This window comes from Thiemannella venezuelensis (genome assembly GCF_014203605.1).
Taxonomy (GTDB): Bacteria; Actinomycetota; Actinomycetes; order Streptosporangiales; family Streptosporangiaceae; genus Planomonospora_A; species Planomonospora_A venezuelensis.
In genome coordinates, this window is the sequence record NZ_JACHJJ010000012.1 from 56,633 (window position 1) to 80,263 (window position 23,631).

Consider the following 23,631-nt stretch of genomic DNA (forward strand, 5'->3'; position numbering starts at 1 on the left):
GCGGTGGAGCCCCTGAGGGGCGGCCCGGGCCCGGCCCGGCTCCGGGCCTCGTACGGCGGGGCGGCCCGGACCCGGCCCGCGCGCGGGGGTCAGGCCGACCAGGCGATGCCGTTCTCGCCGAGCCAGTCGCGGTCCTTCTGGTCGGGCTCCTGCGCGACGTCCACGCCGAGGACGGTGATCGGCCCCTTGGTCCCGAAGTGCTGGACGGTCTCGTCGCCCTCGGTCAGCACCAGCCGTTCGAAGCTCGGCGGCCAGCGCAGCAGGATGCGGCGGGCGCAGACGCCGCACGCCCACTCCTCGGAACCGTCGGGCCGGGTGGCGACATGCAGGAGTTCGTGAGGAATGTCCATCGCTAACCACTCTTCGCTATCAGACGAACACCTTCCGCTACCCTATCTCTGCCCCGAAAAAAGGTACTTATTCCCCCAAGAGGAGCCGGCGGATCGGATGAGGCCCCGCAGGATCTTCACCCCCGTCCGGTGCCCCCTGCACCCGAGTGGGCGTGCCCGCGCCGGTTACAGTCCGGAGGGAGGGTAGGACAGAGGGGACGTAGGGGGTTCGACATGAAAGACGACGACATCCTCGCCCATATCAACCGGCTCATCGCGGAGGAGCGCGAGCTCCGCACGTCGCTGGCGGCCGGCTCCATCTCCTCACACGAGGAGAACCACCGGATCAGATATCTCGAGGAGGCCCTCGACCAGGCGTGGGACCTGCTCAGGCAGCGTCGGGCGAGGCGGGAGTTCGGTGACGACCCGGGAGCGGCGGCGCCCCGCCCGATCGAGGAGGTCGAGGAGTACCAGCAGTAGGTTCCTCACCCCTGCCGGGACCGCCGGGTTCCCGGGACTTCCCCGGATCCGTCGGGCGGCCGGGGCAGCGGGGGTCGCTGGGCTTCTCCAGCGGGTCCGGGGCGAACCACGCGAGCACGCTGTGCTCGACATACCAGCGGTTCAGCGCGACGCGGCTGCGCGGGATCTGGCCGAGATCGGGGCAGAGGAACTGCGAGGCCACCGCGCCGTTGGGGATGAACCGCACGGTCCCGTCCCGGTCCAGGAAGGTGGAGACCCGGTCGTCGGTCGCGATCACATGGCCGAGCAGCACCTTCCCCGCGATCTCCTCGTCGGCGCCCTCGTCGGAGATCTCCAGCCCCATCAGCGGCAGGATCGGCGCCTCCACCACGACGGCCGCGGTGAACAGCGGCGCCAGCGCGAGCACCGCGACGGCCACCGTCGAGGTCAGGGCCGCGGCGGCGCGGGCGGGGACCGGCCCGGTCAGCAGGACCGCCAGCCCCGGAGGCAGCGCGAGCAGGACCGCGGTCACCACGTCCCGCTCCGCGAGCGCCTGGCCGATGGCCGGGGCGAGCCACACGTAGAGTCCCACCGCCGCCACCAGGGGGAGCAGCAGCGTGAACACGACGATCAGGTCCCGCCGTACGGGCATCCGGTCGTGGATCGTCAGGCCGAGCACCGCCAGCGAGAGCGCGATCAGCGTGGGTAGGAACCGCAGCTGCCAGCTCACCGCGCCGACCATGACGGAGAGCACCACGACCCAGTCCGGGATGCGGTCGGCCGCCGCCGACAACCAGGAGGAGCGGGCGGTGCTGACCCGGTAGAGGGTGCCGAGCGCGCGGCCGGTCAGCACGAGGGCGGGCAGCACCCACAGGGTGGTCAGCAGCACCGCCGTGAGCAGGCCGAGCGCGCTGACGTGCTGGACCAGCAGGAGCAGCGTCTGGGTGTCCTGGCGGCTGGCGTACCACAGGCGCACGACGAGCAGGGCCAGCGGGAACGCCGGCAGCATCGCGAACATCCACTGCTGGTTGCCGTGTCCGCCGCGCTGCCCGGCCCGCGCCTCCGGCACCGGCTTCCCGGACGTCGCGTGCTCCCCGGACGGCCGCGCCGCGGCCTGCCCGCTCCCGGTCCCGCGCTCCCCGGCCTCCCGGGGAGCTCCCGGAGGCGGAGCCGCGTCCGGCTCGCTCATCCGTCGTCCCGTTGCGCGATCCCCCGCTCCCACGGCCAGCGCCGCACGTCGGGCTCCGGCACCGGCGGCTGCGTGCGGCCGGCGACCTGCTCCCTCGGGTTGTGCCGCTGCATGGGGCTGATGAACCGCTCGTAGGCCTCCTCCCAGCGCAGGTCCCTGGGGTCGGTGGCGGAGCGGTGCAGGGAGAGGTCGACGAGGGTGCGCAGCGCCGTGTTGGTCCCGGCGTTGACGGCCCACTGCTCCGGGGTCTCCAGGCCGATGTCGTGGTGCTCCAGCAGGTCCGGCTCGTTCTCGACGAACCCGGCCAGGAGCGCGGTGTCGGTCGTGACCGCCTCGTACTCCTCCGCCTTGAGGCCCGCGACGCACTCGCTGATCCGGTTCTTGCGGGTGACGTCGGCGCCGACCTTGTCCACCTCGGTCTCGGAGGTCGAGGTGGCGAGGGTGCACACCTTCTTGCCCCGGAGCTGCGCCAGCGAGGTCACGTCGGCGTGCCCCTTGCGGGTGATGACGGACTGCTGGGTCTCCAGGTAGGGCGTGGAGAAGCCGATCGCGGGGTTCTCCCGCCGCGCCGGCGTCACGCTGAACGTGGCCACCACGAGATCGACCTTGACGTGCTGGCCGGCGGCGTTCCTGGCCGTCATCCGGGCCCGGTCCTCGGTCTCGATGGACAGGAACTCGACCTCGTCCGCGCGGAAGCCGAGATCGGCTGCGATCATGAGGGCGATCTCGATGTCGAAGCCCTCGTAGCCGCCGTCGGGCCGGCGCAGCGCTATGCCCGGGGTGTCGTCCTTCACCCCGACCAGGAGCCGGTCCTTGCCGTTCAGTCCCGCCTGCTCCAGCAACTCCGCCTCGGTGGGCGGTCCCGTCTCCCATACGGCCCAGCCCGCGACGAACACCGCCGCCAGCACCGCGGCGAGCCAGCCGGCCAGCCGCAGGCGGCGGCCTCCGGACCGCTCCCCGCCGCCGGCCTCCTCCGCCGTTCCCGCCGTGTCCGGAGGCGGCGGCGCGGACGGCTCCGGCTCCGCCGCGGAGCCCGGCCCCTGCCTCGTCCTCCTCCTGAAAGGCAGCACGGCGACCTCCGGATCCGGATTCCCTCGATGTCCACGGAATTCTTGGGGCAGGGTACGGCAGGGCCCGGAAACGACACACTCCTCGGCGGCAACAGTCACCAAGAAGTGATCAAACCGCTGGAAACCAGCGCGACGTCGGCGTGCGATGCTGTACGGCCCCACCACCGGTGACCGGATCCGGCCGGCCGGCGGTCGTGCCGCGGCGGAGCCGGTGATCGTGTTGCCGGGGTGAGGAACGGGCTCCGGTGATTGTGCGCGTGGCGCCTGTCCGCGGTCCGGCCCGAAAACTACCCTGGGCCGATGGCCGACCCCACCGCCTCGCCCTCCGCCTCCCCCGTGTCCGGCCGTGCCCTGCCGGTCGCGGTGATCGCCGCAGGCGCCCTGCTGGCGGTGACCGCCTTCCTGCCCTGGGCGGGGATCAGGGCGGACATCGTCGTCATCGGCTCGGTGAGCGAGCACGTCCGGGGCGTGGACGACTGGTCGGGGGTGCTCGCGCTGGTCTCCGGAGCCGCCGCGACGGCGCTCGGCGTCGCGGGCGTCATGCGGGACCTGCGGCTGGCCGCCCTCGCGGCGCTGCCGGGCGCGGTCACCGTCCTGGTCCTGCTGGTCTTCCTCAGCGATCCCCGGGGCAGGGCCGAGAACGTCTCGATCGACCTCGGCGGTCTGGTGACGGTCCGGCCGACCATCGAGTACGGCTGGTTCGCCGCGCTCGCGGCGGCACTGGCGGTGACCGTGCTGGGGGTCGCCGTCCTGGTCCGGCGGCCGTGACCGCGCCCTGGTCCGCACCCGCAGGCGCCGCTTCCCGGAGCCGCCCCGCCCGGGGAGCGGATCTGCGCGCGGAAGGCGGGCGCGGGCCTCGGAGCGGGGCCTCAGTCGTAGAAGCCGAGGCGGCGCAGCTGCTTGGGGTCGCGCTGCCAGTCCTTGGCGACGCTGATCCGCAGGTCGAGGTAGACCCGGGTGCCGAGCAGGGCCTCGATCTGCTTGCGGGCCCTGCTGCCGACGTCCTTCAGCCGGGTGCCCTTGTGGCCGATCACGATGGCCTTCTGCGACGGGCGTTCGACGAACATGTGCGCGTAGATGTCGAGCAGGCCGTCCCGGCCCTCGCGGGGTGTCATCTCGTCGACGACGACCGCGATCGAGTGCGGCAGCTCGTCGCGGACGCCCTCCAGGGCGGCCTCGCGGATCAGCTCGCCGACCAGGACCTGCTCCGGCTCGTCGGTGAGCTGCCCGCCCTCGTAGAGGGGAGGGCTCACCGGGAGCCTGGCGATCAGCTGGTCGGCCGCCACGTCGAGCTGCTCCCCGGACTGCGCGGAGACCGGGACGATCTCCGCGAAGTCGGCGAGGGCAGAGACGGCGAGCAACTGCTCGGCGATCTGCTCGCGGGTGGCCAGGTCGCACTTGGTGACCACGGCGATCACCGGGGTCTTCCTGACCGCCGCGAGCTTCTCGGCGATGAACTTGTCACCCCTGCCGACGGGCTCGTTGGCGGGGACGCAGAAGCCGATCACGTCGACCTCGGTGAGCGTGGACAGCACCAGGCTGTCCAGCCGCTCGCCGAGCAGCGTGCGCGGGCGGTGCAGGCCGGGTGTGTCCACGATGATGAGCTGGGCGTCCGGGCGGTGCACGATGCCGCGGATGACCCGCCGGGTGGTCTGCGGCTTGGACGAGGTGATCGCCACCTTGGTGCCGACCAACGCGTTCATCAGCGTGGACTTGCCGACGTTGGGCCGGCCGACGAAGCAGGCGAAACCCGCGTGGAAATCAGCAGCTGAGGAACTCACGTCACCCATTGTCCCCGATGCGGGGATCAGCTCTGACGGAGCGTGCCGTCCGGCGCGGCCACGAGCAGGGTCGCTCCGCCCAGGTCGCGCACCGTCCGGGCGTCCGCCTCGCTCGGCCCGTCGCCCGCCGTGACCAGTGCCGCCGCCTCCAGGGACCGCGCCCCGCTGGAGACCGCCATCGCCACCGCGACCTGCAGCGCGGACAGCGTCAGCGAGGGCAGCGCGACGTTGGTCGAGGAGTAGGTCCTGCCGGTCTCGTCGCGTACGGCGGCGCCCTCGGCGGCGCCGTTGCGGGCACGGGCCGAGCGGGCAAGCGTAATGATCTTGTTGTCCTCGGGGTCGAGGGTCGTCTCACTCACGGGGACAAGGGTATTCAGCTCTCGCGGGCCCGTGCGCACCCGGTCACTCGGCCACCCGGTCGGCGAAGAACCGGGCGAGCCGCTCGGTGCGTCCGGCGTCGGCGCCCGCGACCGCCGTGTGCACCAGCGAGACGAGGGTCCGCCCCGAGCGGACGAAGACCACGTGCATCTCGTACGGGTATCCGTTCAGCCGGCCGCGCAGCCGCCTGGCCGCCGTGCCGTCCCCGATCTCCGCCAGCTCCAGGCCCGAGGCCGCCAGGGCGGTGCCTCCGCCCGCCGGATCCGTCGCGGCCGGGCAGCCCTCCAGCGCCTCGGCCAGGTCGTCGAAACGGGCCTCGGCGCCCTGGCCGGGGTAGGTCGTCAGGACGACCCCCGCCAGCTCGCCCAGCCCGTCTCCGTGATAGGTCGCGCTCGCCCGCACGCTCTGCGCCCGTTTCCGGGAGGCTCCTCCCGCCTCGTCCAGGACTCGCCGGCAGTCGCGGTCGGCCGGGCGGAACGGAGGCCGCCATCCTTCACGGGGCTGGGCGGAGAACCCCTCCGGCAGCCCCTCCGCCTCCCGCAGCAGCCCGCTCAGCCGGTCCAGCTCCGTACGGGCCTCGGCCTCAGCGTAGATCGTCGCACCCGACCCGCAACCCGCCGCGGCCCCGCCCAGGACCGCGCAGGCTGCGGTCAGCGCTACAGCTCGAATCCCCCACGTCATGACTTCCCCCGAATGTCACGTGCGGGCTGATCGTCCCCGCCGATCCGCTTTCTTCCCTTCGAAGAAAAGCGACAATCATCCGGAAAACGTCAAGGGTGTCCTCGCCCGCATCACGCGGGCGAGGACACCCTTGATCGGCCGGGGTACAGCCGGCTAGCTGGCCGCGCCCGTCCTTCCCCCGAGAGCCGGTCTTCGCGCCGCGAACCCCTCCCGGCGCTCGGACCGCTCCCCGGCCCCCGCCTTGGCGAGTGCCGCGGGAAGATCGTCGCGCAGGATGCTTGCAGACCGCTTGCGGACGCCTTGAGACCGCCGGTCGCGGGCGCGGCGGCGGGACGGAGCCCCGCCGCCTCCGGCGAGGACGGGCCGCCTTCTCCGGAGACCGGGCGTGCGGAGGCCACGCGCACCGGGCCCGGCGAAGGCCGGGGGCTCAGCCGTGGTCGGCGGAGACGGGCGGGGTGCCGGACTCGGCCGCGCCGCCCCGCCGGACCAGGACCGTGCCGATCCGGTTGCGCCGCCCCTCGAGGCTCTCAGCCGTCAGGCTGAGCCCCTCCACCACCGCCTCCGAGCCCGCGATCGGCACCCGGCCCAGCGCGTGCGCCAGCAGGCCGCCGACCGTCTCCACGTCGTCCACGTCCAGCTCCACGCCGAACATGTCCTCCAGATCCCCCACCGGCAGCCGGGCCGTCACCCGGACGGCACCGTCCTCCAGCTGCTCCACCGGGGGCGTCTCCTGGTCGTACTCGTCGGTGATCTCACCGACGATCTCCTCCAGGACGTCCTCGATGGTGACCAGGCCCGCCGTCCCGCCGTACTCGTCGATGACGATGGCCTGGTGGATCTGGCGGGCCTGCATCTCCCGCAGGAGCTGGTCGATCGGCTTGCTCTCCGGCACGTAGCCCGCCGGGCGCATGATCGAATCCACCGGTTCGGCCCGGCCGGCGTCCCCGGCCTCCTGGACCCTGCGCACGACGTCCTTGAGGTAGGCGATGCCGATGACGTCGTCCTCGTTCTCGCCGACCACGGGGATGCGGGAGAAACCGCTGCGCAGGGCGAGCGAGAGGGCCTGGTTCAGGGTCTTGCCACGCTCGATGAACACCATGTCGGTACGGGGCACCATGACCTCGCGGACGATGGTGTCGCCGAGCTCGAAGACCGAGTGGATCATCTCCCGCTCGTCCGGCTCGATGACCCTGCGCTCCTCCGCCAGGTCGACCAGGTCGCGCAGCTCGGCCTCGGAGGTGAACGGGCCCTCCCGGAAGCCCTTGCCGGGCGTCACGGCGTTGCCGAGCAGGATGAGGAGCTTGGGGAGCGGGCCGAAGATCCGCGTGAGGCCGTACACCAGCGGAGCGCTCGCGAGCGCGATCGGCTCGGCGTGCTGGCGGCCCAGGGTCCGCGGGGAGACCCCGACGATCACGTAACTGATCACGACCATGACCGCGGCCGCCGAGGCGTAGGCCCAGCCCTGGTCGCCGAGCCAGTCGATGAACAGCAGCGTGGCGATCACCGTGGCGACCAGCTCGCAGGTCAGCCGGAGCAGGAGCAGCAGGTTGAGGTAGCGCGGCGGGTCCGCGACGATCGCCTGCAGCCGCGCCGCGCCCCGCCGCTCCTCACGGGCGAACTCCTCTGCGCGCACCCTGGAGATGCGGGTCAGCGCGGTCTCCGCGCTGGCGATCAGGCCGCCGATCACGACGAGGACGACGGCCGCCGGCAACCACCCGTTGGCGAGGCTCACCGCTGGGGGCGCACCTCCCGCCACGCCTCGAGCAGCTCGCCCTGGAGCCCGAACATCTCCTTGTGCTCCTCGGGCTCGGCGTGGTCGTAGCCGAGCAGGTGCAGGATGCCGTGCGTGCACAGCAGCTCCAGCTCCGCCTCCGTGCCGTGCCCGGCCTCGGCCCCCTGCTTGGCGGCGACCTGCGGGCAGAGCACCACGTCTCCGAGCAGCGCCGGATCCGCGGGGGCGTCGCCCTCCCGCCGCGCTCCGGCTCCGTGACCGGGACGGAGCTCGTCCATCGGGAAGGCCAGCACGTCCGTGGGGCCGGGCTCGCCCATCCACCGCTCGTGCAGCTCCGACATGGCCTCCTCGTCCACGACGAGGATCGACAGCTCGGCGAGCGGGTTGATGCCCATCCGCTCCAGGACGTGCCCGGCCAGCGCGACGAGGAGCCCCTCGTCCACCTCGACGCCGGACTCGTTGTTGACCTCGATGCTCATGCGGTCTCCTCACCCAGCGGCCCGGAGCCCGCACGGGCTCGTTCGCTCCGCTCTCTCACGATCTCCCCCGGGGACGCTTGACCGCGCCCTTGATCGCCTGCGGCGCGCTCTGCCGCACGGTCTCGTCATAGCGCCCGTAGGCGTCCACGATGTCGCTCACCAGCTTGTGCCGCACCACGTCGGCGCTGGTCAGCCTACTGAAGTGGATGTCCGGGATGCCGTCGAGGATGTCCTGGACGACCCGCAGGCCGCTCTGCACGCCGCCCGGCAGGTCGACCTGGGTGACGTCGCCGGTCACGACGATCTTCGAGTTGAAGCCCAGCCTGGTGAGGAACATCTTCATCTGCTCGGGCGAGGTGTTCTGCGCCTCGTCCAGGATGATGTAGGCGTCGTTGAGCGTGCGGCCGCGCATGTAGGCCAGGGGTGCGACCTCGATCGTGCCCGCGGCCATCAGCCGGGGGATCGAGTCGGGGTCGATCATGTCGTGCAGCGCGTCGTAGAGCGGGCGCAGGTAGGGGTCGATCTTCTCGTAGAGCGTGCCGGGCAGGAAGCCCAGCCGTTCTCCGGCCTCGACCGCGGGGCGGGTGAGGATGATCCGGTTGACCTTCTTCTCCTGCAGCGCCCGCACGGCCTTGGCCATCGCCAGGTAGGTCTTGCCGGTGCCGGCCGGGCCGATGCCGAAGACGATGGTGTGCCTGTCGATCGCGTCGACGTAGCGCTTCTGGTTGACGGTCTTCGGCCGGATGGTCCGGCCCCGCGAGGAGATGATGTCGAGGGAGAGCACCTCGGCTGGGCGGTCGGAGGTCATCCGCAGCATGGCGATGCTGCGCTCGACCGCGTCCGCCGTCAGCTCGGCGCCCCCCTGGACCAGTTCGGTCAGCTCCTCGAAGAGGCGCACGACGATGCTGCTCTCCTCCGGGCTGCCGGTGATGGTGATCTCGTTGCCCCGGACGTGGATGTCTGCGCGGAAGGCGCCCTCGATGACCCGCAACAGCTCGTCGCGCGAGCCCAGCAGGCTGACCATCGAATGATCGTCCGGTATCACCACCTTCGCCTGGGTCCGGCTCGGACCCTTGGACCGCGGCGGTGGGGTTCTGCTGGAATCGTTTGGCTCGGACATGGGCGGGCCTCGCGGCCTGTTCGCCTCCAGACATCGACGACGGACTCACAGAAGCGCCCCGGAAGGCGCCTCCTCCGCCATCGTATCCGCGATCGCGGTGATCGCGCCTTCCCGTTTTCACCCGGGCGGCCAGCTCAGGCCGCGCCCACCCAGCACGTGTCCGTGCACGTGGAAGACGGTCTGCCCGGCCTGCGCCCCGGTGTTGAAGACCAACCGGTACCCGGAGCCGGCGATGCCCTCCTGCTCGGCCACCGCGTGCGCGGCCTTGATCACCTCGTCGGCCAGCCCGTGGTCGGCGGCGGCCAGTGCGGCCGCGTCCGGGTAGTGGTCCTTGGGGATGACCAGGACGTGGGTGGGCGCCTTGGGGTCGATGTCGCGGAAGGCCAGGGTGCGCCCGGTCTCGTGGACGATCTCCGCGGGAATCTCCTCGGCCACGATCCTGCAGAACAGGCAGTCGGCTTCACTCACCATGGGGGCACCCTATCCCGGCGGGTGTTGCCGATCGGTGATGCGCCGCCGGACGCGAAGAGAGATCCACGCGGATAGGGTGTGTGTGCGAAACTTGCGACGACAGACAAGTACGCGTCTGCTCAAAAGTCCGCATGGCGAGGACACGACTGGGTCATGCCCCCTAATGAACGGCAAGAGAGTAAACCCTCCGACGAAGATGAGCGTCCCATTGATGTGACCACCGAGACCCTCGTGGCCGACAGGTCGCTCGGGGCGGTGCCCGTCGGGTGGGATGCCGACATGGCCGTTACCGCGCTCTACAGCGCGCACTACCGGTCGCTCGTGCGCCTCGCCGTGTTACTCGTCCGCGACGTGGCAACCGCGGAGGAAGTCGTGCAGGACGCGTTCGTCGCCATCCACGGCGCCTGGCGCAGGCTGCGCGACACCGACAAGGCACTCGCCTACCTGCGCCAGTCGGTCGTCAACCGATCCCGGTCGGTGCTCCGGCACCGGGCGGTCGTCGAGAAGTACGCACCCAAGGGCCTGCCCGACGCGCCGAGCGCCGAGAACGGCGCGATCGGCGAGCTGGAGCGGTCCGCCGTCATCGAGGCGCTCCGCGGGCTCCCCGCACGCCAGCGGGAGGCACTGGTCCTGCGCTACTACGGAGACCTCTCAGAAGCGCAGATCGCCGACGCGATGGGCATCAGCAAGGGCGCGGTCAAGAGTCACACGGCTCGCGGCATGGCCGCCCTACGGACCACACTGGAGCAACTGTCATGACCGACTCCCCCGACGAGTACGGCGAGCTGCTCCGCCGTGCCCTCAGCGCGGAGGCGGACTCGGTCGTTCCCTCCCCGGACGGACTGGAGATCATCCGCGCTCGCATAGAACGACGCGGGCTCCGCGGGCTGGTGTGGTGGCGCGTGGGAGCCTCCGTCGCGGGAGCGGTGCTGGTCGGCGGTGCCGTCGTCGTGGCGGTCCCGGAGTTCCGCCAGCAGGTGCAGCAGATCATCGTTGTCCGCGACGTCCAGCCGACGTCGACGACAGCCCCGCCAGAGCTGTCGTCGACCTCCCGGCCGCCCGCGAACAACGGTGCGCAGCCCCCCGTCGTCACCGAGTCCAGCGCACCGCCCCTGCCCGCCACCACACAGGCCAGGACCCCGGCGCCGAGTTCGACCCCGCGGCCGACCCCGACTCCGACGCCCACTCCCACGGCCACCCCCTGCCCGACCGCGACCGCCGAGCCGCTGGCGGCCGATCCCGCGGAGCCGTCCGAGGAGTGCGAGGAGGCCGAGACGCCGACCCCGGCGCCCTCGGAGGCCGGCACGCCCTCGGAGTCCCCCTGCCCGGCCGAGGACTGCCCGTCGCCGGACGGGTCGGAGCCGCCGCTGCCGTCGGAGGAGATCACCCCGGCCCCCGTCAACAGCTGAGGCGGGCCGGGCGGGGTCACCAGCGGCCGGTGCGGGCCTGGAGCACGGCCGCCGCGGCGACCCCCGCCGTCGAGGTGCGCAGGACCGTCGGTCCGAGCAGCGTGGGTACGGCCCCCGCCGCCCTGAAGGCGGCGAGCTCCTCGTCGGCGATCCCGCCCTCGGGGCCGACCACCACCACGATGTCCCCCTCACCGGGCGGCTCCAGGCCGGACAGGGGCGCGGCGGCCTCCTCGTGGAGCACGACGCCCAGCGCGGCCGCCGACAGCAGCGCGGCCACCCCCGCGGTGGTGGCGGGCCCGGTCACCTCCGGCAGGTGGAAGCGGCGCGCCTGCTTGCCCGCCTCCCGTGCGGTGGACCTCCACCGGGCCAGCGACTTGGCCGCCCGCTCGCCCTTCCACTGGGTGACGCACCGGGCCGCCGCCCAGGGCACGATGACGTCGACCCCGGCCTCGGTCATCATCTCCACCGCCAGCTCGCCCCGCTCTCCCTTCGGCAGCCCCTGCACGACGACCAGCCGGGGCCGGGGCGCGGGCACGTCGCGGCGGCCCACCACCTCGACCTCCAGGGAGTCCTTGCCGGCGGCCAGCACCACGCACTCGGCCACCGCGCCCGCCCCGTCGGTCAGGTCGAGCCGCTCCCCCGCGCGCAGCCGCCGTACGGCGGCCGCGTGCCGCCCCTCGGAGCCGCCGAGCACGAAGCGCGCCCGCGCCAGGTCGGCCGGGTCGGCCAGGAAGACGGGGACCGTCATCGGCCGTTGAAGGCGTCCCGCAGGCGCGAGAAGAAGCCCTGCTGGCCGGGGGCGAACTTGCCTGGCGGGCGCTCCTCGCCGCGGAGCTTCGACAGCTCGCGCAGGAGCGCCTCCTGGGCCGGGTCGAGGCGGGTCGGCGTCTCCACGTTGATGTGGATGAGCAGGTCGCCGCGGCCGGTCTCGTTGAGGCGCTGCACGCCCCTGCCGTACAGCGGGATGGTCTGCCCGGACTGGGAGCCCGGCCGGACGTCGATCTCCTCGGCGCCGTCGAGCGTCTCCACGGTCAGGACGGTGCCGAGCGCGGCCGCGGTCATCGGGATCTGCACGGTGCAGTGCAGGTCGTCGCCGCGGCGCTCGAAGATCTCGTGCGGGCGCTCCACGATCTCCAGGAACAGGTCTCCGGGCGGGCCGCCGCCGGGACCGACCTCGCCCTCGCCGGCGAGCTGGATGTGGGTGCCGTCCTCCACCCCCGCCGGGATGCGGACCTTGATGGTGCGCCGGGTGCGGACCCGGCCGTCGCCGGAGCACTCCTGGCAGGGGTGGCGGATGATCGAGCCGAACCCTCCGCACTGGGGGCAGGGCCGGGAGGTCATGACCTGGCCCAGGAAGGAGCGGGTCACCTGGGAGACCTCGCCCCGGCCGTGGCACGTGTCGCAGGTGTCGGGGTGGGTGCCGGCGGCGGCCCCCGAGCCGGAGCAGACGTCGCAGAGCACCGCGGTGTCCACCACCAGTTCGCGGGTGGTGCCGAAGGCCGACTCGCGCAGGTCCAGCTCGACCCGGATGGTGGCGTTGCGGCCCCGGCGCGCCCGGGAGCGGGGGCCGCGCCCGCCGCCGGCCGCCGCGCCGAAGAAGGCGTCCATGATGTCGCTGAACGGGAAGCCGGCGCCGAAGCCGCCGGCGCCCGCGCCGCCGCCCGCGGCGAACGGGTCGGCGCCCATGTCGTACATCTGCCGCTTGCCCGCGTCGGAGAGGACCTCGTAGGCCTGGGTGATCTCCTTGAAACGCTCCTGCGTCTCAGGGTCGGGGTTCACGTCGGGGTGCAGCTCCCGCGCCAGGCGGCGGTAGGCCTTCTTGATCTCTTCCGCACTGGCGTCACGGCGCACCCCGAGGGTGCCGTAGTAGTCACTCTTAGCCACTTAGTCGACCTCTTAGGATGCAGCCAGGATCTGGCTGACGTAGCGTGCCACCGCGCGCACCGCGCCCATCGTGACCGGGTAGTCCATTCGTGTCGGCCCCAGCACACCGAGCCGGGCCAGTTGCTTGTCCCCCGAACCGTATCCGGCGGCCACGATCGATGTGCCGCGCAGTCCGGTATAGGGGTTCTCCGAGCCGATCCGCACGGTCAGCGCGGACAGGTCGGAGGTCTCGCCGAGCAGGCGCATGAGCACGACCTGCTCCTCCAGCGCCTCCAGCACGTCGCGGAGCCCGACGGTGAAGTCGGCCCCCGCGAGGTTGGCGGCCCCGGCGATGACGATCTTCTCATCCTGCCGCTCCACCAGGGACTCCAGGAGCACCGACAGGACCGTGGCCGCCAGCGGCCGGTCCTCGGCCGGGAGGCGCTCGGGCAGGTCGGCGACCCTGTCCGGGACGTTGGTGAGCCCGCAGCCGTCCAGGCAGGCGTTGAGCATGGCGCGCAGGTGGGCGATGCGGGCCTCGTCCACCGGGTCGGGCAGCTCGACCACGCGCTGCTCGACCCTGCCGGTGTTGGTGATGAGCACGAACACCAGCCGGCGCTCGCTCAGCGGGACCAGCTCGACGTGCCGGACCGTGGAGCTCGTCAGCGTGGGGTACTGCACCACGGCGACCTGCCGGGTGAGCTGCGCCAGCAGCCGCACCGTGCGCGTCACGACGTCGTCGATGTCCACCGCGCCGGCCAGGAAGGACTCGATGGCCCTGCGCTCGGCGCCGGACAGCGGTTTGACCTGTGAGAGGCGGTCGACGAAGAGCCGGTAGCCCTTGTCGGTGGGCACCCGGCCGGCGCTGGTGTGCGGCTGGGCGATGTAGCCCTGCTCCTCAAGCACCGCCATGTCGTTGCGGATCGTCGCCGGCGAGACGCCCAGGTTGTGCCGCTCGGTGAGCGCCTTGGAACCCACCGGCTCGTTGGTGGAGACGTAGTCCTCGACGATGGCACGGAGCACCGCGAGCTTACGGTCGTCGACCAACGTGCTCACCTCCCTGCCAGCACTCGCGCACCTCAGCTGGAAACGCCAGGTCTGGCACTCTGTGTTCCCGAGTGCCAATTGTAGGGCTCCCGCCCGGAGCATGCGATAACACGACCCGGCGAGGGCCCACCTGGGTGTTAAGTCAACTGCTATCCGGAGACAAGCGACAACCTGCACACTTGCCCCATGTCCCACAATTTCGGAACCCCTCCGGGTGGCGCCGGCCCCGGCATGCCCGGCTACGGCACCCCCCAGAACCAGCAGTACGGCGGCCAGCCGTACGGCCAGCAGCCCGGCATCCCCCCTTACGGCGCCGCCCCCGGCTACGGAGCCCCTCCCGGCTACGGCGCGCCCCAGGGCCCGCCGCCGAAGGTGAAGCCGGGTGTCGGCGGGATCGTCGGCGCCTGGCTGGTCGCGGTGGTCGCCGTGGTCGTCGGCGTCGGCGGCTTCTTCTTCACGGTCTCCGGTGTGGCCCCGGAGACCTCGCACGCCCCCGGCGAGACCATGACGGTCCGCTTCGACCCGGCGGACGAGGCGAACCGGCCCGCCGTCTACGTCTCCGCCGCCGCGGGCACCAAGTTCGAGTGCGGTTTCCCCGAGGGCTCCGCCGTGGGCGAGCTCGCGCGGCCGGACACGCAGTTCACCGTCACCGGCACGGACCAGGTCGCCTGGGAGCTGGCTCTGCGGTTCGGCGCCGCGCAGGCGGGCGAGTACCAGGTCGTCTGCTCCGTCACCGACGGCGGCGACGCCCGCTTCGGCGTGGGCAAGGAGCTGAGCGCCGGGACGGCGGCGATCGGGGTCGTCCTGCTGGTCGGGGTACCGGTCATCGGGGTCGTCCTGGCCGTCATCGTGACGATCGTCGTGCTGGTCAAGCGGAAGCGCGCCCGCAGGAGCGCGGCCGCGGCCTGGGGCGGACACTACGGCGGGTGACCGGCCGGTCCGCCGCCACCCGGCCCGGCGTCCGGCCCCATCGAAGATCTAGGGGACCGTTAGGCAACCCGTTGGTGACGAATAAGGTACTGAGCGCACACTTATTTACATGTCCAACGATTTCGGACCTTCTTCGGGTGGTCCCGGCGGTCCCGGTCACGGGGCATCCCAGCCGCCTCACGGCCAGCAACCGCCGGGCGGCCCTCCCTACGGCCAGCAGCCGCCGGGCGGTCCCCCGTACGGCCAGCACCCCCCGCCCGGCCCCGGCGCGCACCCGGCTCCCCAGCCGAAGGTGAAGCCCGGCATCGGCTGGATCGTCGGCGCCTGGCTGGTCGCGGCGCTCACCGTGATCATCGGTATCGGAGGGTTCGTCGGCGGCGTCATCAACACGGTCGGCGACGCCGCGCCGTCGTCCTCGTTCGGTCCCGGCGAGTTCGTCACGGTGCGCCTGGACCCGGAGGACAAGCCGGCCATCTACGTCTCCGCCGCCGCGGGCACCAAGTTCGAGTGCGGCTTCGCCGAGGGCACCCCCCAGGGCCGGCTGGAGCGGCCCGGGACGAGCACCACCGTCACCGGCTCCGACGGGATCACCTGGGAGCAGGCGCTGCGGATAGGCGTCGACCGGGCGGGCGACTACCAACTCGGCTGCGCCGTCACCGACGGCGGCGACGCCCGCTTCGGCGTGGGCAGGGAGGTGGCCGCCGGCTCGCTGGTGGGCGGCGCCGTCATGCTGGTCCTCCTCCCGATCCTGGGTTTCCTGCTGGCCGTCATCGTGACGATCGTCGTACTGGTCAAGCGGAAGCGCGCCAAGCGGGAGGCCGCCGCGGCGGCCGGCGCGTGGGGCGGTCCCCCGGGCGGATGACCGTCCGGTTTGCTACCGTCCACCTGTGATCTCCGGCGAGAGAGGGCGGGCGGTCGGCGATGTACGAGCGTGACGTGCTGGCCGGGAACTGGCGCAGACCCCTCAAGGGGAGGATCCCCCAGGTTCCCGCGGAGCTCGACCTGGTCGTGGAGGACGCCGACGGCGGCTTCTGCGGCGCGGTGGTCGCCTGCGACAAGGAGGCCGTCACGCTGGAGGACCGCTTCGGGCGGCGGCGGGTGTTCCCGCTGGATCCCGCCGCGTTCCTCCTGGAGGGCGAGGTCGTGACGCTGGTGCGGCCCTCCTCTCCGGGGCCGAGGGGCCCCGGGCGCAGCGCCTCGGGCTCCGTGGCGGTGGAGGGGCTGCGCGCCCGGGTCGCCAGGGAGAGCCGTATCTACGTCGAGGGCGTGCACGACGCCGCCCTCGTGGAGAAGATCTGGGGCCACGACCTGCGGGTCGAGGGCGTGGTCGTGGAGTACCTCGAGGGCGTCGACCACCTGCCCGGAATCGCGGCGGAGTTCGGCCCCGGCCCCGGCCGCCGCCTGGGGGTGCTCGTCGACCACCTGGTCGCCGGTTCCAAGGAGAGCCGGATCGCCGCGCAGGTGGCGTCCCCGCACGTGCTGGTCGTCGGCCACCCGTTCGTGGACGTCTGGCAGGCGGTCAAGCCGGCGGTGCTCGGAATCCCCGCCTGGCCGTCCGTCCCGCGCGGCCTGCCGTGGAAGGAAGGGGTCGTCGCGGCCCTGGGCTGGGCGCTGGAACCCGCCGACGCCTGGCGTCGCATTCTCGGCTCGGTAACGACATATGCTGACTTGGAGCCCGAGCTGCTCGGACCGGTCGAGGAACTGATCGACTTCGTGACGGCTCCCGGCGAGGACCGCTGACCCGGCGCGAGCCGCCGGGGAGGAGACCACATGAGTGAGCCCCCGAGGGAACCTGGCACGAGCCCGGCGACCGCTCCGGCCACCCGCAGGCCTACCCGGGCCAGGACCGCACGCCGCCCGGACACGGCGGCCCCGCGCACCCGCCCGGCCGGGGCCACCCGCAGTACGGCGCCCCGCCGTACGACGTCCCTCAGTACGACGTCCCTCAGTACGACGTCCCTCAGTACGACGTCCCTCAGTACGGCGCCCCGCCGTACGGCACGGGCGGTCACGGCGGATACGCCGGCGGCCCGGCCGTCCCCTACCACCAGCGCGGTCATTCCCCGGCCGGCGGGTACGGCGCGCCGTCCGGCTACGACCACGGCTACGGGTCCGGCTACGGCTACGGCTATGACCACGGCTACGGGTCCGGGCCGTACGGCTCGTACGATCCGTACGGCCCGCCGGGCCCGTACGGGCCCTACGGCCCGCCCGCCCCGCGGCCCGGCAGCGACGACACCACCATGGCCATGCTCTCCCACGTGCTGGGCCTGGTGACGGGCTTCGTCGGCCCCCTGGTGATGTACCTGGCCAAGAAGGACGGCTCCCCCTACGTGCGGCAGCAGGCGGCCGAGGCGCTCAACTTCCAGCTCACCCTGATGATCGGTTACCTCGCCTCCATCGTGCTGGCGTTCGCGCTGATCGGCTTCCTGCTGATGCCCGTGATCTGGATCGGGTCGGTCATCTTCATGGTCATCGCCGCCGTCGCGGCCAACCGCGGCGAGCGCTACCGCTATCCGATCAACATCCGCTTCGTGAGCTGACGCCTCAGCCGACGAGGTCGCGCACCAGGGCGTCGGCCAGCAGGCGGCCGCGGAGCGTGAGCACTGCGCGGCCCCGCTTGAACGGCCCGGTCTCCAGCAGGCCGTCCGCCAGCGCCCTGGCGACCACCACCGGCCGGTCGAGCTCGGCCAGCGGGAAGCCGTCGGACAGCCGGAGCTCCAGCATGATCCGCTCCACCGCGCGGTCCTCGTCCGTCAGCACCTCGCGCGCGTGCGCGGGCGAGACCCCCGCGGCCAGGCGCTGGGCGTAGGCCGCCGGGTGCTTGACGTTCCACCACCGGGTGCCGCCGACGTGGCTGTGCGCGCCGGGACCGACGCCCCACCAGTCGCCGCCGGTCCAGTAGAGCAGGTTGTGCCGGCAGCGCCCCGCCTCCGAGGCGGCCCAGTTGGACACCTCGTACCAGTGGAAACCCGCCCCGGTGAGCATGGACTCGGCGATGAGGTAGCGGTCGGCCGCCACGTCGTCGTCGGGCATGGGCAGCTCGCCGCGGCGGATCCGGGCCGCCAGCCGGGTGCCGTCCTCCACGATCAGCGAGTACGCCGAGACGTGGTCGGGCCCGGCCTCGACCGCCGCCGCCAGCGAGGCCCGCCAGTCGTCGTCGCTCTCCCCCGGCGTGCTGTAGATCAGGTCCAGGTTGACGTGCTCGAACCCCGCCTCCCTGGCCTCCCGTACGGCCTGCGCCGCGCGGCCGGGCGTGTGGTGCCGGTCCAGCACCTTCAGCACGTGCGCGCGGGCGCTCTGCATGCCGAAGCTCATCCGGGTGAACCCGCCGCGCCGCAGCTCGGCCAGGTAGCCCGGGTCCACGGACTCGGGGTTGGCCTCGGTGGTGACCTCCGCGCCGGGGGCGAGGCCGAACTCCTCGTCGATCGCGCGCAGGATCCGCACCAGGTCGCGGGCGGGCAGCAGGGTGGGGGTGCCGCCGCCGAAGAACACGGTCTCGACCGGCAGGCCGGCCGTGCCGAGGACGGCGCGCGCCCGCCGTACCTCCTCGACCGCGGTGGCGGCGTAGTCGGCGTGCGAGGCGCCGGGGCCGAGCTCGGACGCCGTGTAGGTGTTGAAGTCGCAGTAGCCGCAGCGGGTCGCGCAGAAGGGCACGTGGACGTAGAAGCCGAAGGGCCGCCCGCCGAGGCCGTCGAGCGCGCTCGCGGGCAGCTCGCCGGAGGGCGGTACGGGGTCGCCGTCGGGAAGTGTGGATGGCACCTCCCAAGTCTGCCGTCCCCGCCCCGGTGCCCTGTACGTCCGCACCCGCCCCGGTGCCCTGTACGTCCGCACCCGCCGCATCCGGCGCCATCCGGCACCGGACCGGCAGGAACCGGCGCCCGGGCCACCTGCCGTACCAACTTACCGGAGAGTTCTCCCCTCCTCCGGGAGCGATCGGGGCTACCGTTTCCGCTGATCTTTCCGATGTACTCCCCCTGCATCCTGGAAGGCCCGATGAGTCAGACCGTCGCCTCCGGCGCCGACGACCGCACCGCGGCACCTCCCCTGCCGAACGCCACCCGGTACCTGTGCGCGGGCGCCTACCTCGACAGCCGCTTCCGAACCCGTGTGCTCGACGAGATCCTCGGCGACCCCTATCGCGCGGTCGCCCCCTCCTACGGGGGGACCGACCTGGCCCCCGTGGTCGCGCACTGCCTGCGCGCCGAGCGGATGGCGCTGATCCGCGACGGGCTGATCACCGCCCTGATGGTCCTGCTCTTCCTCACGGGATCGGTGGCGCCCGTCCTGTGGCTGGCCGTCTTCCTCCCCGCCGCCCTGCTCACCCTCCCCCGGGTCCGCTGGGGGCCGTGGCCGCTGCGCACGCTGCTCGTGTGCTGGGCGGTCGCGGGGGTGGTCTCCGCCCCCGCCCTCCTCCTCAGCGTGGGAGTGATCGAGCTGGTGATGTTCCTGTCACTGCCGGCCTCCAGCCTCGTGGCGCTGCTCGGGGCGCACTTCCTGCTGATCGTGCTCTCCGTGCTCTCCCCCGTGCTGATCGCGCTCGGCTACCGCGTCCAGCGGTACCTCGCCCTGGCGGTGGACCTCGCCCCGGGCGCCGGCGGCGGGCAGGCCGAGGAGAACGCGTGGCCGTCCGGCCGGATGTCCTACGTGTCCCGCGCGCAGTGGGGCAACATCGCGCTCTACGGAGCCGAGAACCCCTTCGTCGGCGCGGGCCGGGTGCACCGCTCCTGGTCGATCACGGTGGAGACGGACCGTACGGCGAACGGCGACAACGCCCCCTCGCCCGTGCCGCGCGAGCATGTCCGGATCGACCCGGCCGACCTGCACTCCTTCGTCAGGCAGCGGCTGCTGGAGATGCGCGACGCCGTGCCGTCACCGCCGGAACGCGTCGCCCGCCTGCACATCAGCGACCACCTGGCCGTCCGGGGCACGTTCGCCAGGCTCGACTGGGAACGCTCCGCGACCGCCCGGAGCTGGGGCGGGCAGAGCCATCCGCTGATCGACGCCGCCACCGGGCTGCCGCACTTCACCGCCCCGCCGGAGACCGTCACGACGGCCGCCCGCCACCCCCAGGGCGGGCTCAGGTACTACCAGCGGGTCACCGTCGGCGCCGAGGCGGGCGAGGTCCGCTCCCCCGCCGGGCACCTGCTGGCGCCCGGCGAGGACCAGGAGATCGTGGTCTCGGCGTTCATCCACCTCGCCGTCGAGGGCCGGATGCTCTACACGCAGTTCGTGGTCACCGTCCTGCCCCCGATCCGCGACGACTTCCACATCGTGGACGAGCTGCCCGTCCTCGGCAGGCCCGGCATCGTCTGGCGCGCCCTCGTCCGGGCCCGCGCGGAACTCGCCGCGGACGCGATGTTCGCCCCCGGACGGCTGGTGCGCGCCCTCATCCGGATCGTGAAGGCCAACCGCGCCGCGCGCAATCCCGCGCGCTACCCCGTCTACCCCTTCGGGGCGCGCCTCAGCGTCCGCGAGCTGGGCGCCGAGTTCCGCGAGGACCGGTTCACCCAGGTCCTGGACGCCGACAAGTACTCCAAGCTGATCGAGCGGCGGCTGACGGAGGCGGTCCTCGACTATCTGGACGCCAAGGACGTCGACACCAGCGGCTACCGCGCCCAGGCCGCGACCCTGACCAGCTACGGCGCCCTGATCACCGGGGGCACCTTCAACGGCCCGGTCGCCGCCGGGACAGGAGCGCACGCGACCCAGAACGGGAGTGGGAAATGACCGGGAGCAACAGCGGTTTCCAGATCACCGGGGGCACCTTCAACGGCCCCATGGCCGCCGGGGCAGGAGCGCACGCCGTACAGAACATCGGCGCGGGCCACGGCGGCGCGGACGCGGACCGGACCGCCGAGCTGCTCGCCCTCGTGCGCGAGCTGGTCCGGCGGCACGCCGGCGAGCTGGGCGACACCCGGCCGGTGCTGAGGGACGCCGACGAGGTCGAGACCGAGCTCCGGCAGGAGGAGCCCGACCGCGAGTACCTGTCCGACTCCCTGGGCCGGATGGCCCGGCGGGTCGCCTCGGTCGCCGCGATCGCCGAGGCGGTCGCGGCGCTGACCAACCTGATCCTCTGACCCCGGTCCCCCGGGCGCCCGTGCCGCGCCCGGGGGCCTCAGATCTCGTGCTCCGCGCGCTCCGGCAGGCCGTACCGGACGGCCAGCGGGTTCCACGCCGCGAGGAACGCCCGCTTCGCGGCGGTGGCCTCGGTGGAGTGGGAGAGGCCGCCGCGGTAGTCGGGATCGTCCACGGAGCCGGGCCGGCAGTCCGCGTCCTGCCGGGCCGCCCAGGCGAGGAACTTCTCGTCGGCGTCCCGGGAGGCGGTGAGGGCCTCGGCCAGCGACTCCCGCACCCGCTCCCCGCCGTCGAGCGCGTCGACCGCCAGGGTCTCGACCCGGCTCACCTGCTCCCGGCGGATCTCGGTGACCCGCTCGACCGTGGCGAGGGCCGCCGAGGTGTCCGTGCAGGAGCGGAGCCGGTCAAGAGCCGGGCCCAGGCCTGAGCGGGCCTCGCCGCTCTCGGTGAGCAGGGAGTCCATCGCCTCGGCCTGTTCCCGTGCCGCGTCGGCGGAGGAGGGCCGCCCCGATGGCCCGGCCGCCTGCTCCGTGCTCCCGGGCGCCGCCCCCGACGTGCCGCCCGCCGCCGTGCCCGCTGCGGAGACGGCGGGACCGCCGTCCCGCACGACCAGCCAGACGATCCCGCAGACGGCCAGCGCCACCACGACCGCGAGCACGGGGACCGCCCTGCGACCGGCCGGAGGGCGCCTGACCGCGCCCCTGTGCCGGGCGGGCGGATCCCACCCGTCCGGAGCCGGGGACGGCCACGGAGGACCCGGGGGCGGCTCCTCCCGCGCCCGCGGCCCCGGAGCCGGATCCCCGTAGGACGGGAGCGGTCCGGGCCGGTCGGAGGGCGGCGGCGACTGCGGCCACCCGGAGGGCGGGGACGGCGGCGGACAGAGGGCTCCGCAGCGGGGGCACCGTGGCAGTTCTCCGACCTGCGTGCCGCACCGGTTACAGAAGGTCGGCTGCTCCATGTGCAGACCGTACCGAGGCGGTGTGCATCATGCAGCACGTTCCGGAAGGGTCGTTGACGCGGAGATCGCCCAGGCCTACGATCCGGGAAAACTTAAAGGAAAGTTTCCTATAAGTTATCCCCCCGAACGTGTGGAGAACCCCGTGCAGAGATTCCTCCGGCCGATGGCCGCGGCGATCCTCGCCACCGGCCTCGCCGCCGCGGCCGCCCCGGCCGCCGCCCACGCCGAGGCGCAGACCGGCCACGGCGACCGCTTCAAGCGGGTCGGCTACTTCATCCAGTGGGGCGTCTACGGCCGCCAGTTCTTCGTCAAGGACGTCGACACCAGCGGCGCCGCCGCCAAGCTGACCCACCTCAACTACGCCTTCAGCAACGTCAGCCAGGACGGTTCGTGCGTGTCCGCCGACCCCTGGGCCGACTGGCAGATGCCCATGGACGACGCGCACAGCGTGGACGGCGCCGGCGACACCGCCGACCAGGTCCTCAAGGGCAACCTGAACCAGATCAAGGAGCTCAAGGCCAAGCACCCGGGCCTCAAGGCGCTGATCTCGCTCGGCGGGTGGAGCGGCTCGAAGTACTTCTCCGACGCCGTCCTCACCCCCGAGAGCCGCAGCAAGCTCGCCGCCTCCTGCATCGACCTCTGGCTCAAGGGCAACCTCACCGGCATGCCCGCCGGGTCCGGCGCCGGCGTCTTCGACGGCATCGACCTCGACTGGGAGTGGCCCGGCTCCGAGGGCAACGAGGGCAACGTGATCCGGCCCGAGGACCGGCAGAACTTCACGCTGTTCCTCGCCGAGCTCCGCCGCCAGATGAACGAGTACGACCCGAAGAGCGAGATCACCGCCTACCTCCCCGCCGCCGCGGCGAAGATCGACGCCGGGTTCGACGTCCGTGAGGTCTTCAAGAACCTGACCTTCGGCAACCTGCAGGGCTACGACCTGCAGGGCCCGTGGGAGCAGGTCACCGGGCACAACGGCAACCTGTTCACCGACCGGCGCGACCCGCACGAGTTCACCTACAGCGTGGACCAGACCGTCCGCGACTACCTGAGGCGCGGCGCCCCGGCCAGGAAGATCGTGGTCGGCGTGCCCGCCTACGGCCAGGGCTGGACGGGCGTCAAGGGCGGAAGGAACGGCCTGTACGGCACCAGCACCGGTCCCGCCCAGGGCAAGTGGGCCGCCGGCACCGACGACTACAAGGAGCTCGTCAACAAGCCCGGCAAGCGCTACCGCGACCTGCGCACGGGCGCGATGTGGCTCTACGACGGCAACGAGTTCTGGTCCTACGACGACCCGGCGACGGTGACCCAGAAGGCCGCCTACATCCGGCTGAAGGGCCTGGGCGGCTCCATGATGTGGTCGCTCGACCAGGACGACGCCAAGGGCTCCCTCACCACGGCGCTCCACCGGGTGCTGCGCTGACGGGTTGACGTGGTCCGCCGTCGGGCCCCGCGGACTCGGACGGGGCCCGGAGTCCCGGGTCACCGCCGCCCCCCGCCCGGGGCCCGACGGCACGAGAGCCCTCGTGACCCGTCGGGCCCCGGGCGGGGGGAGCAGGAGATCCCCGAAGTCGTCGTCGGCCATGTGCGAGCGCGAGGGATGCCGGAGAGCGGAGAAGGGGACTTTGCGCCCGCATCGAGCAGGGACCTCCGCGCGGGT

General features: G+C 72.7%; 26 protein-coding genes. 11 read left to right on the top strand and 15 right to left on the bottom strand.

Features of this window, described 5'->3' with window-relative positions; all coding sequences use genetic code 11:
- Nucleotides 1–89: 89 nt before the first annotated feature.
- Nucleotides 90–350: a hypothetical protein gene (locus FHS22_RS18620; protein WP_184943365.1), complete on the bottom strand. Its 261-nt coding sequence runs from the start codon at nucleotides 348–350 to the stop codon at nucleotides 90–92.
- Nucleotides 351–563: 213 nt separating this feature from the next.
- Here FHS22_RS18620 and FHS22_RS18625 point away from each other — a divergent pair, with 213 nt between their 5' ends.
- A complete protein-coding gene (locus FHS22_RS18625; protein WP_184943367.1) occupies nucleotides 564–809 on the top strand; it encodes a DUF2630 family protein in 246 nt (81 codons plus the stop codon).
- Here FHS22_RS18625 and FHS22_RS18630 read toward each other — a convergent pair.
- Nucleotides 718–1,977 carry a hypothetical protein gene (locus tag FHS22_RS18630; RefSeq protein ID WP_184943369.1) on the bottom strand — a complete coding sequence of 420 codons (1,260 nt, stop codon included), beginning with the start codon at nucleotides 1,975–1,977 and terminating at the stop codon, nucleotides 718–720. The two genes, FHS22_RS18625 and FHS22_RS18630, sit on opposite strands and share 92 nt — an antisense overlap.
- Nucleotides 1,974–3,047, bottom strand: a complete 1,074-nt coding sequence (locus FHS22_RS18635; protein ID WP_184943371.1) for a transporter substrate-binding domain-containing protein — start codon at nucleotides 3,045–3,047, stop codon at nucleotides 1,974–1,976. Before FHS22_RS18635 ends, FHS22_RS18630 begins: the two co-directional genes overlap by 4 nt.
- A 300-nt stretch (nucleotides 3,048–3,347) precedes the next feature.
- On the opposite strand from FHS22_RS18635, the gene FHS22_RS18640 reads away from it, so the two are divergent.
- Complete coding sequence (locus FHS22_RS18640; protein WP_184943373.1) at nucleotides 3,348–3,815, top strand: hypothetical protein; 468 nt, start codon at nucleotides 3,348–3,350, stop codon at nucleotides 3,813–3,815.
- Nucleotides 3,816–3,916: 101 nt separating this feature from the next.
- Here the strand turns inward: FHS22_RS18640 and era are convergent, their stop codons facing one another.
- The 7 genes from era to FHS22_RS18675 form a co-directional block, all read right to left on the bottom strand.
- Entirely contained in the window at nucleotides 3,917–4,837 is a 921-nt protein-coding gene (era, locus tag FHS22_RS18645) for a GTPase Era (RefSeq protein WP_184943375.1), read from the bottom strand.
- A 17-nt stretch (nucleotides 4,838–4,854) separates the two neighbouring features.
- The gene (locus FHS22_RS18650; protein WP_184943377.1) at nucleotides 4,855–5,187 is read right to left on the bottom strand and encodes a cytidine deaminase; all 333 of its coding nucleotides are present in this window, start codon (nucleotides 5,185–5,187) and stop codon (nucleotides 4,855–4,857) included.
- A gap of 43 nt (nucleotides 5,188–5,230) precedes the next feature.
- On the bottom strand, nucleotides 5,231–5,887 hold the full coding sequence (locus tag FHS22_RS18655) for a hypothetical protein (protein WP_184943379.1): 657 nt from the start codon (nucleotides 5,885–5,887) through the stop codon (nucleotides 5,231–5,233).
- A gap of 427 nt (nucleotides 5,888–6,314) precedes the next feature.
- Nucleotides 6,315–7,619, bottom strand: coding sequence for a hemolysin family protein (locus FHS22_RS18660; RefSeq protein WP_184943381.1), 1,305 nt, complete (start codon nucleotides 7,617–7,619; stop codon nucleotides 6,315–6,317).
- Nucleotides 7,616–8,098 carry an rRNA maturation RNase YbeY gene (ybeY, locus tag FHS22_RS18665; RefSeq protein WP_184943383.1) on the bottom strand — a complete coding sequence of 161 codons (483 nt, stop codon included), beginning with the start codon at nucleotides 8,096–8,098 and terminating at the stop codon, nucleotides 7,616–7,618. Before ybeY ends, FHS22_RS18660 begins: the two co-directional genes overlap by 4 nt.
- A gap of 55 nt (nucleotides 8,099–8,153) precedes the next feature.
- The gene (locus FHS22_RS18670) at nucleotides 8,154–9,218 is read right to left on the bottom strand and encodes a PhoH family protein (RefSeq protein ID WP_184943385.1); all 1,065 of its coding nucleotides are present in this window, start codon (nucleotides 9,216–9,218) and stop codon (nucleotides 8,154–8,156) included.
- Nucleotides 9,219–9,335: 117 nt separating this feature from the next.
- Nucleotides 9,336–9,686, bottom strand: coding sequence for an HIT domain-containing protein (locus FHS22_RS18675; RefSeq protein ID WP_184943595.1), 351 nt, complete (start codon nucleotides 9,684–9,686; stop codon nucleotides 9,336–9,338).
- A gap of 282 nt (nucleotides 9,687–9,968) precedes the next feature.
- Between FHS22_RS18675 and FHS22_RS18680 the strand changes: the two genes are divergently transcribed.
- Both FHS22_RS18680 and FHS22_RS18685 read left to right on the top strand, forming a co-directional pair.
- On the top strand, nucleotides 9,969–10,448 hold the full coding sequence (locus FHS22_RS18680; protein WP_184943596.1) for a SigE family RNA polymerase sigma factor: 480 nt from the start codon (nucleotides 9,969–9,971) through the stop codon (nucleotides 10,446–10,448).
- The gene (locus FHS22_RS18685; protein WP_184943387.1) at nucleotides 10,445–11,098 is read left to right on the top strand and encodes a hypothetical protein; all 654 of its coding nucleotides are present in this window, start codon (nucleotides 10,445–10,447) and stop codon (nucleotides 11,096–11,098) included. The genes FHS22_RS18680 and FHS22_RS18685 overlap by 4 nt, the downstream gene beginning before the upstream one ends.
- A gap of 16 nt (nucleotides 11,099–11,114) precedes the next feature.
- Here FHS22_RS18685 and FHS22_RS18690 read toward each other — a convergent pair whose 3' ends face one another.
- From FHS22_RS18690 to hrcA, 3 genes are read right to left on the bottom strand one after another with little or no spacing between them, the layout of a single operon-like run.
- Nucleotides 11,115–11,846, bottom strand: a complete 732-nt coding sequence (locus FHS22_RS18690; RefSeq protein ID WP_184943389.1) for a 16S rRNA (uracil(1498)-N(3))-methyltransferase — start codon at nucleotides 11,844–11,846, stop codon at nucleotides 11,115–11,117.
- Nucleotides 11,843–12,982, bottom strand: a complete 1,140-nt coding sequence (dnaJ, locus tag FHS22_RS18695) for a molecular chaperone DnaJ (protein ID WP_184943391.1) — start codon at nucleotides 12,980–12,982, stop codon at nucleotides 11,843–11,845. The genes FHS22_RS18690 and dnaJ overlap by 4 nt, the downstream gene beginning before the upstream one ends.
- Before the next feature lie 12 nt (nucleotides 12,983–12,994).
- Nucleotides 12,995–14,008, bottom strand: coding sequence for a heat-inducible transcriptional repressor HrcA (gene hrcA / locus FHS22_RS18700; RefSeq protein ID WP_184943392.1), 1,014 nt, complete (start codon nucleotides 14,006–14,008; stop codon nucleotides 12,995–12,997).
- Between the two features lie 186 nt (nucleotides 14,009–14,194).
- Between hrcA and FHS22_RS18705 the strand changes: the two genes are divergently transcribed.
- From FHS22_RS18705 to FHS22_RS38140, 4 genes are all read left to right on the top strand, one after another.
- Nucleotides 14,195–14,938, top strand: coding sequence for a hypothetical protein (locus FHS22_RS18705; RefSeq protein ID WP_184943394.1), 744 nt, complete (start codon nucleotides 14,195–14,197; stop codon nucleotides 14,936–14,938).
- A 292-nt stretch (nucleotides 14,939–15,230) separates the two neighbouring features.
- A complete protein-coding gene (locus FHS22_RS18710) occupies nucleotides 15,231–15,800 on the top strand; it encodes a hypothetical protein (protein WP_260408066.1) in 570 nt (189 codons plus the stop codon).
- 59 nt (nucleotides 15,801–15,859) lie between these two features.
- Entirely contained in the window at nucleotides 15,860–16,678 is an 819-nt protein-coding gene (locus tag FHS22_RS18715) for a DUF3097 domain-containing protein (protein WP_184943396.1), read from the top strand.
- A gap of 503 nt (nucleotides 16,679–17,181) precedes the next feature.
- Nucleotides 17,182–17,481 (top strand): DUF4870 domain-containing protein, encoded by a 300-nt coding sequence (locus tag FHS22_RS38140; protein WP_260408067.1) that lies wholly within the window; start codon nucleotides 17,182–17,184, stop codon nucleotides 17,479–17,481.
- A gap of 4 nt (nucleotides 17,482–17,485) precedes the next feature.
- Here the strand turns inward: FHS22_RS38140 and hemW are convergent, their stop codons facing one another.
- Entirely contained in the window at nucleotides 17,486–18,700 is a 1,215-nt protein-coding gene (gene hemW / locus FHS22_RS18725; RefSeq protein ID WP_184943397.1) for a radical SAM family heme chaperone HemW, read from the bottom strand.
- Nucleotides 18,701–18,934: 234 nt separating this feature from the next.
- On the opposite strand from hemW, the gene FHS22_RS18730 reads away from it, so the two are divergent.
- Entirely contained in the window at nucleotides 18,935–20,668 is a 1,734-nt protein-coding gene (locus FHS22_RS18730; protein WP_184943398.1) for a hypothetical protein, read from the top strand.
- Nucleotides 20,665–21,018 (top strand): hypothetical protein, encoded by a 354-nt coding sequence (locus FHS22_RS18735; protein ID WP_184943399.1) that lies wholly within the window; start codon nucleotides 20,665–20,667, stop codon nucleotides 21,016–21,018. The genes FHS22_RS18730 and FHS22_RS18735 overlap by 4 nt, the downstream gene beginning before the upstream one ends.
- A gap of 38 nt (nucleotides 21,019–21,056) precedes the next feature.
- Here FHS22_RS18735 and FHS22_RS18740 read toward each other — a convergent pair whose 3' ends face one another.
- Nucleotides 21,057–21,674: a TrbL/VirB6 family protein gene (locus tag FHS22_RS18740; RefSeq protein ID WP_184943400.1), complete on the bottom strand. Its 618-nt coding sequence runs from the start codon at nucleotides 21,672–21,674 to the stop codon at nucleotides 21,057–21,059.
- Nucleotides 21,675–22,116: 442 nt separating this feature from the next.
- Here FHS22_RS18740 and FHS22_RS18745 point away from each other — a divergent pair, with 442 nt between their 5' ends.
- Complete coding sequence (locus FHS22_RS18745) at nucleotides 22,117–23,394, top strand: glycoside hydrolase family 18 protein (RefSeq protein WP_338047809.1); 1,278 nt, start codon at nucleotides 22,117–22,119, stop codon at nucleotides 23,392–23,394.
- The last annotated feature ends 237 nt before the right edge of the window (nucleotides 23,395–23,631 follow it).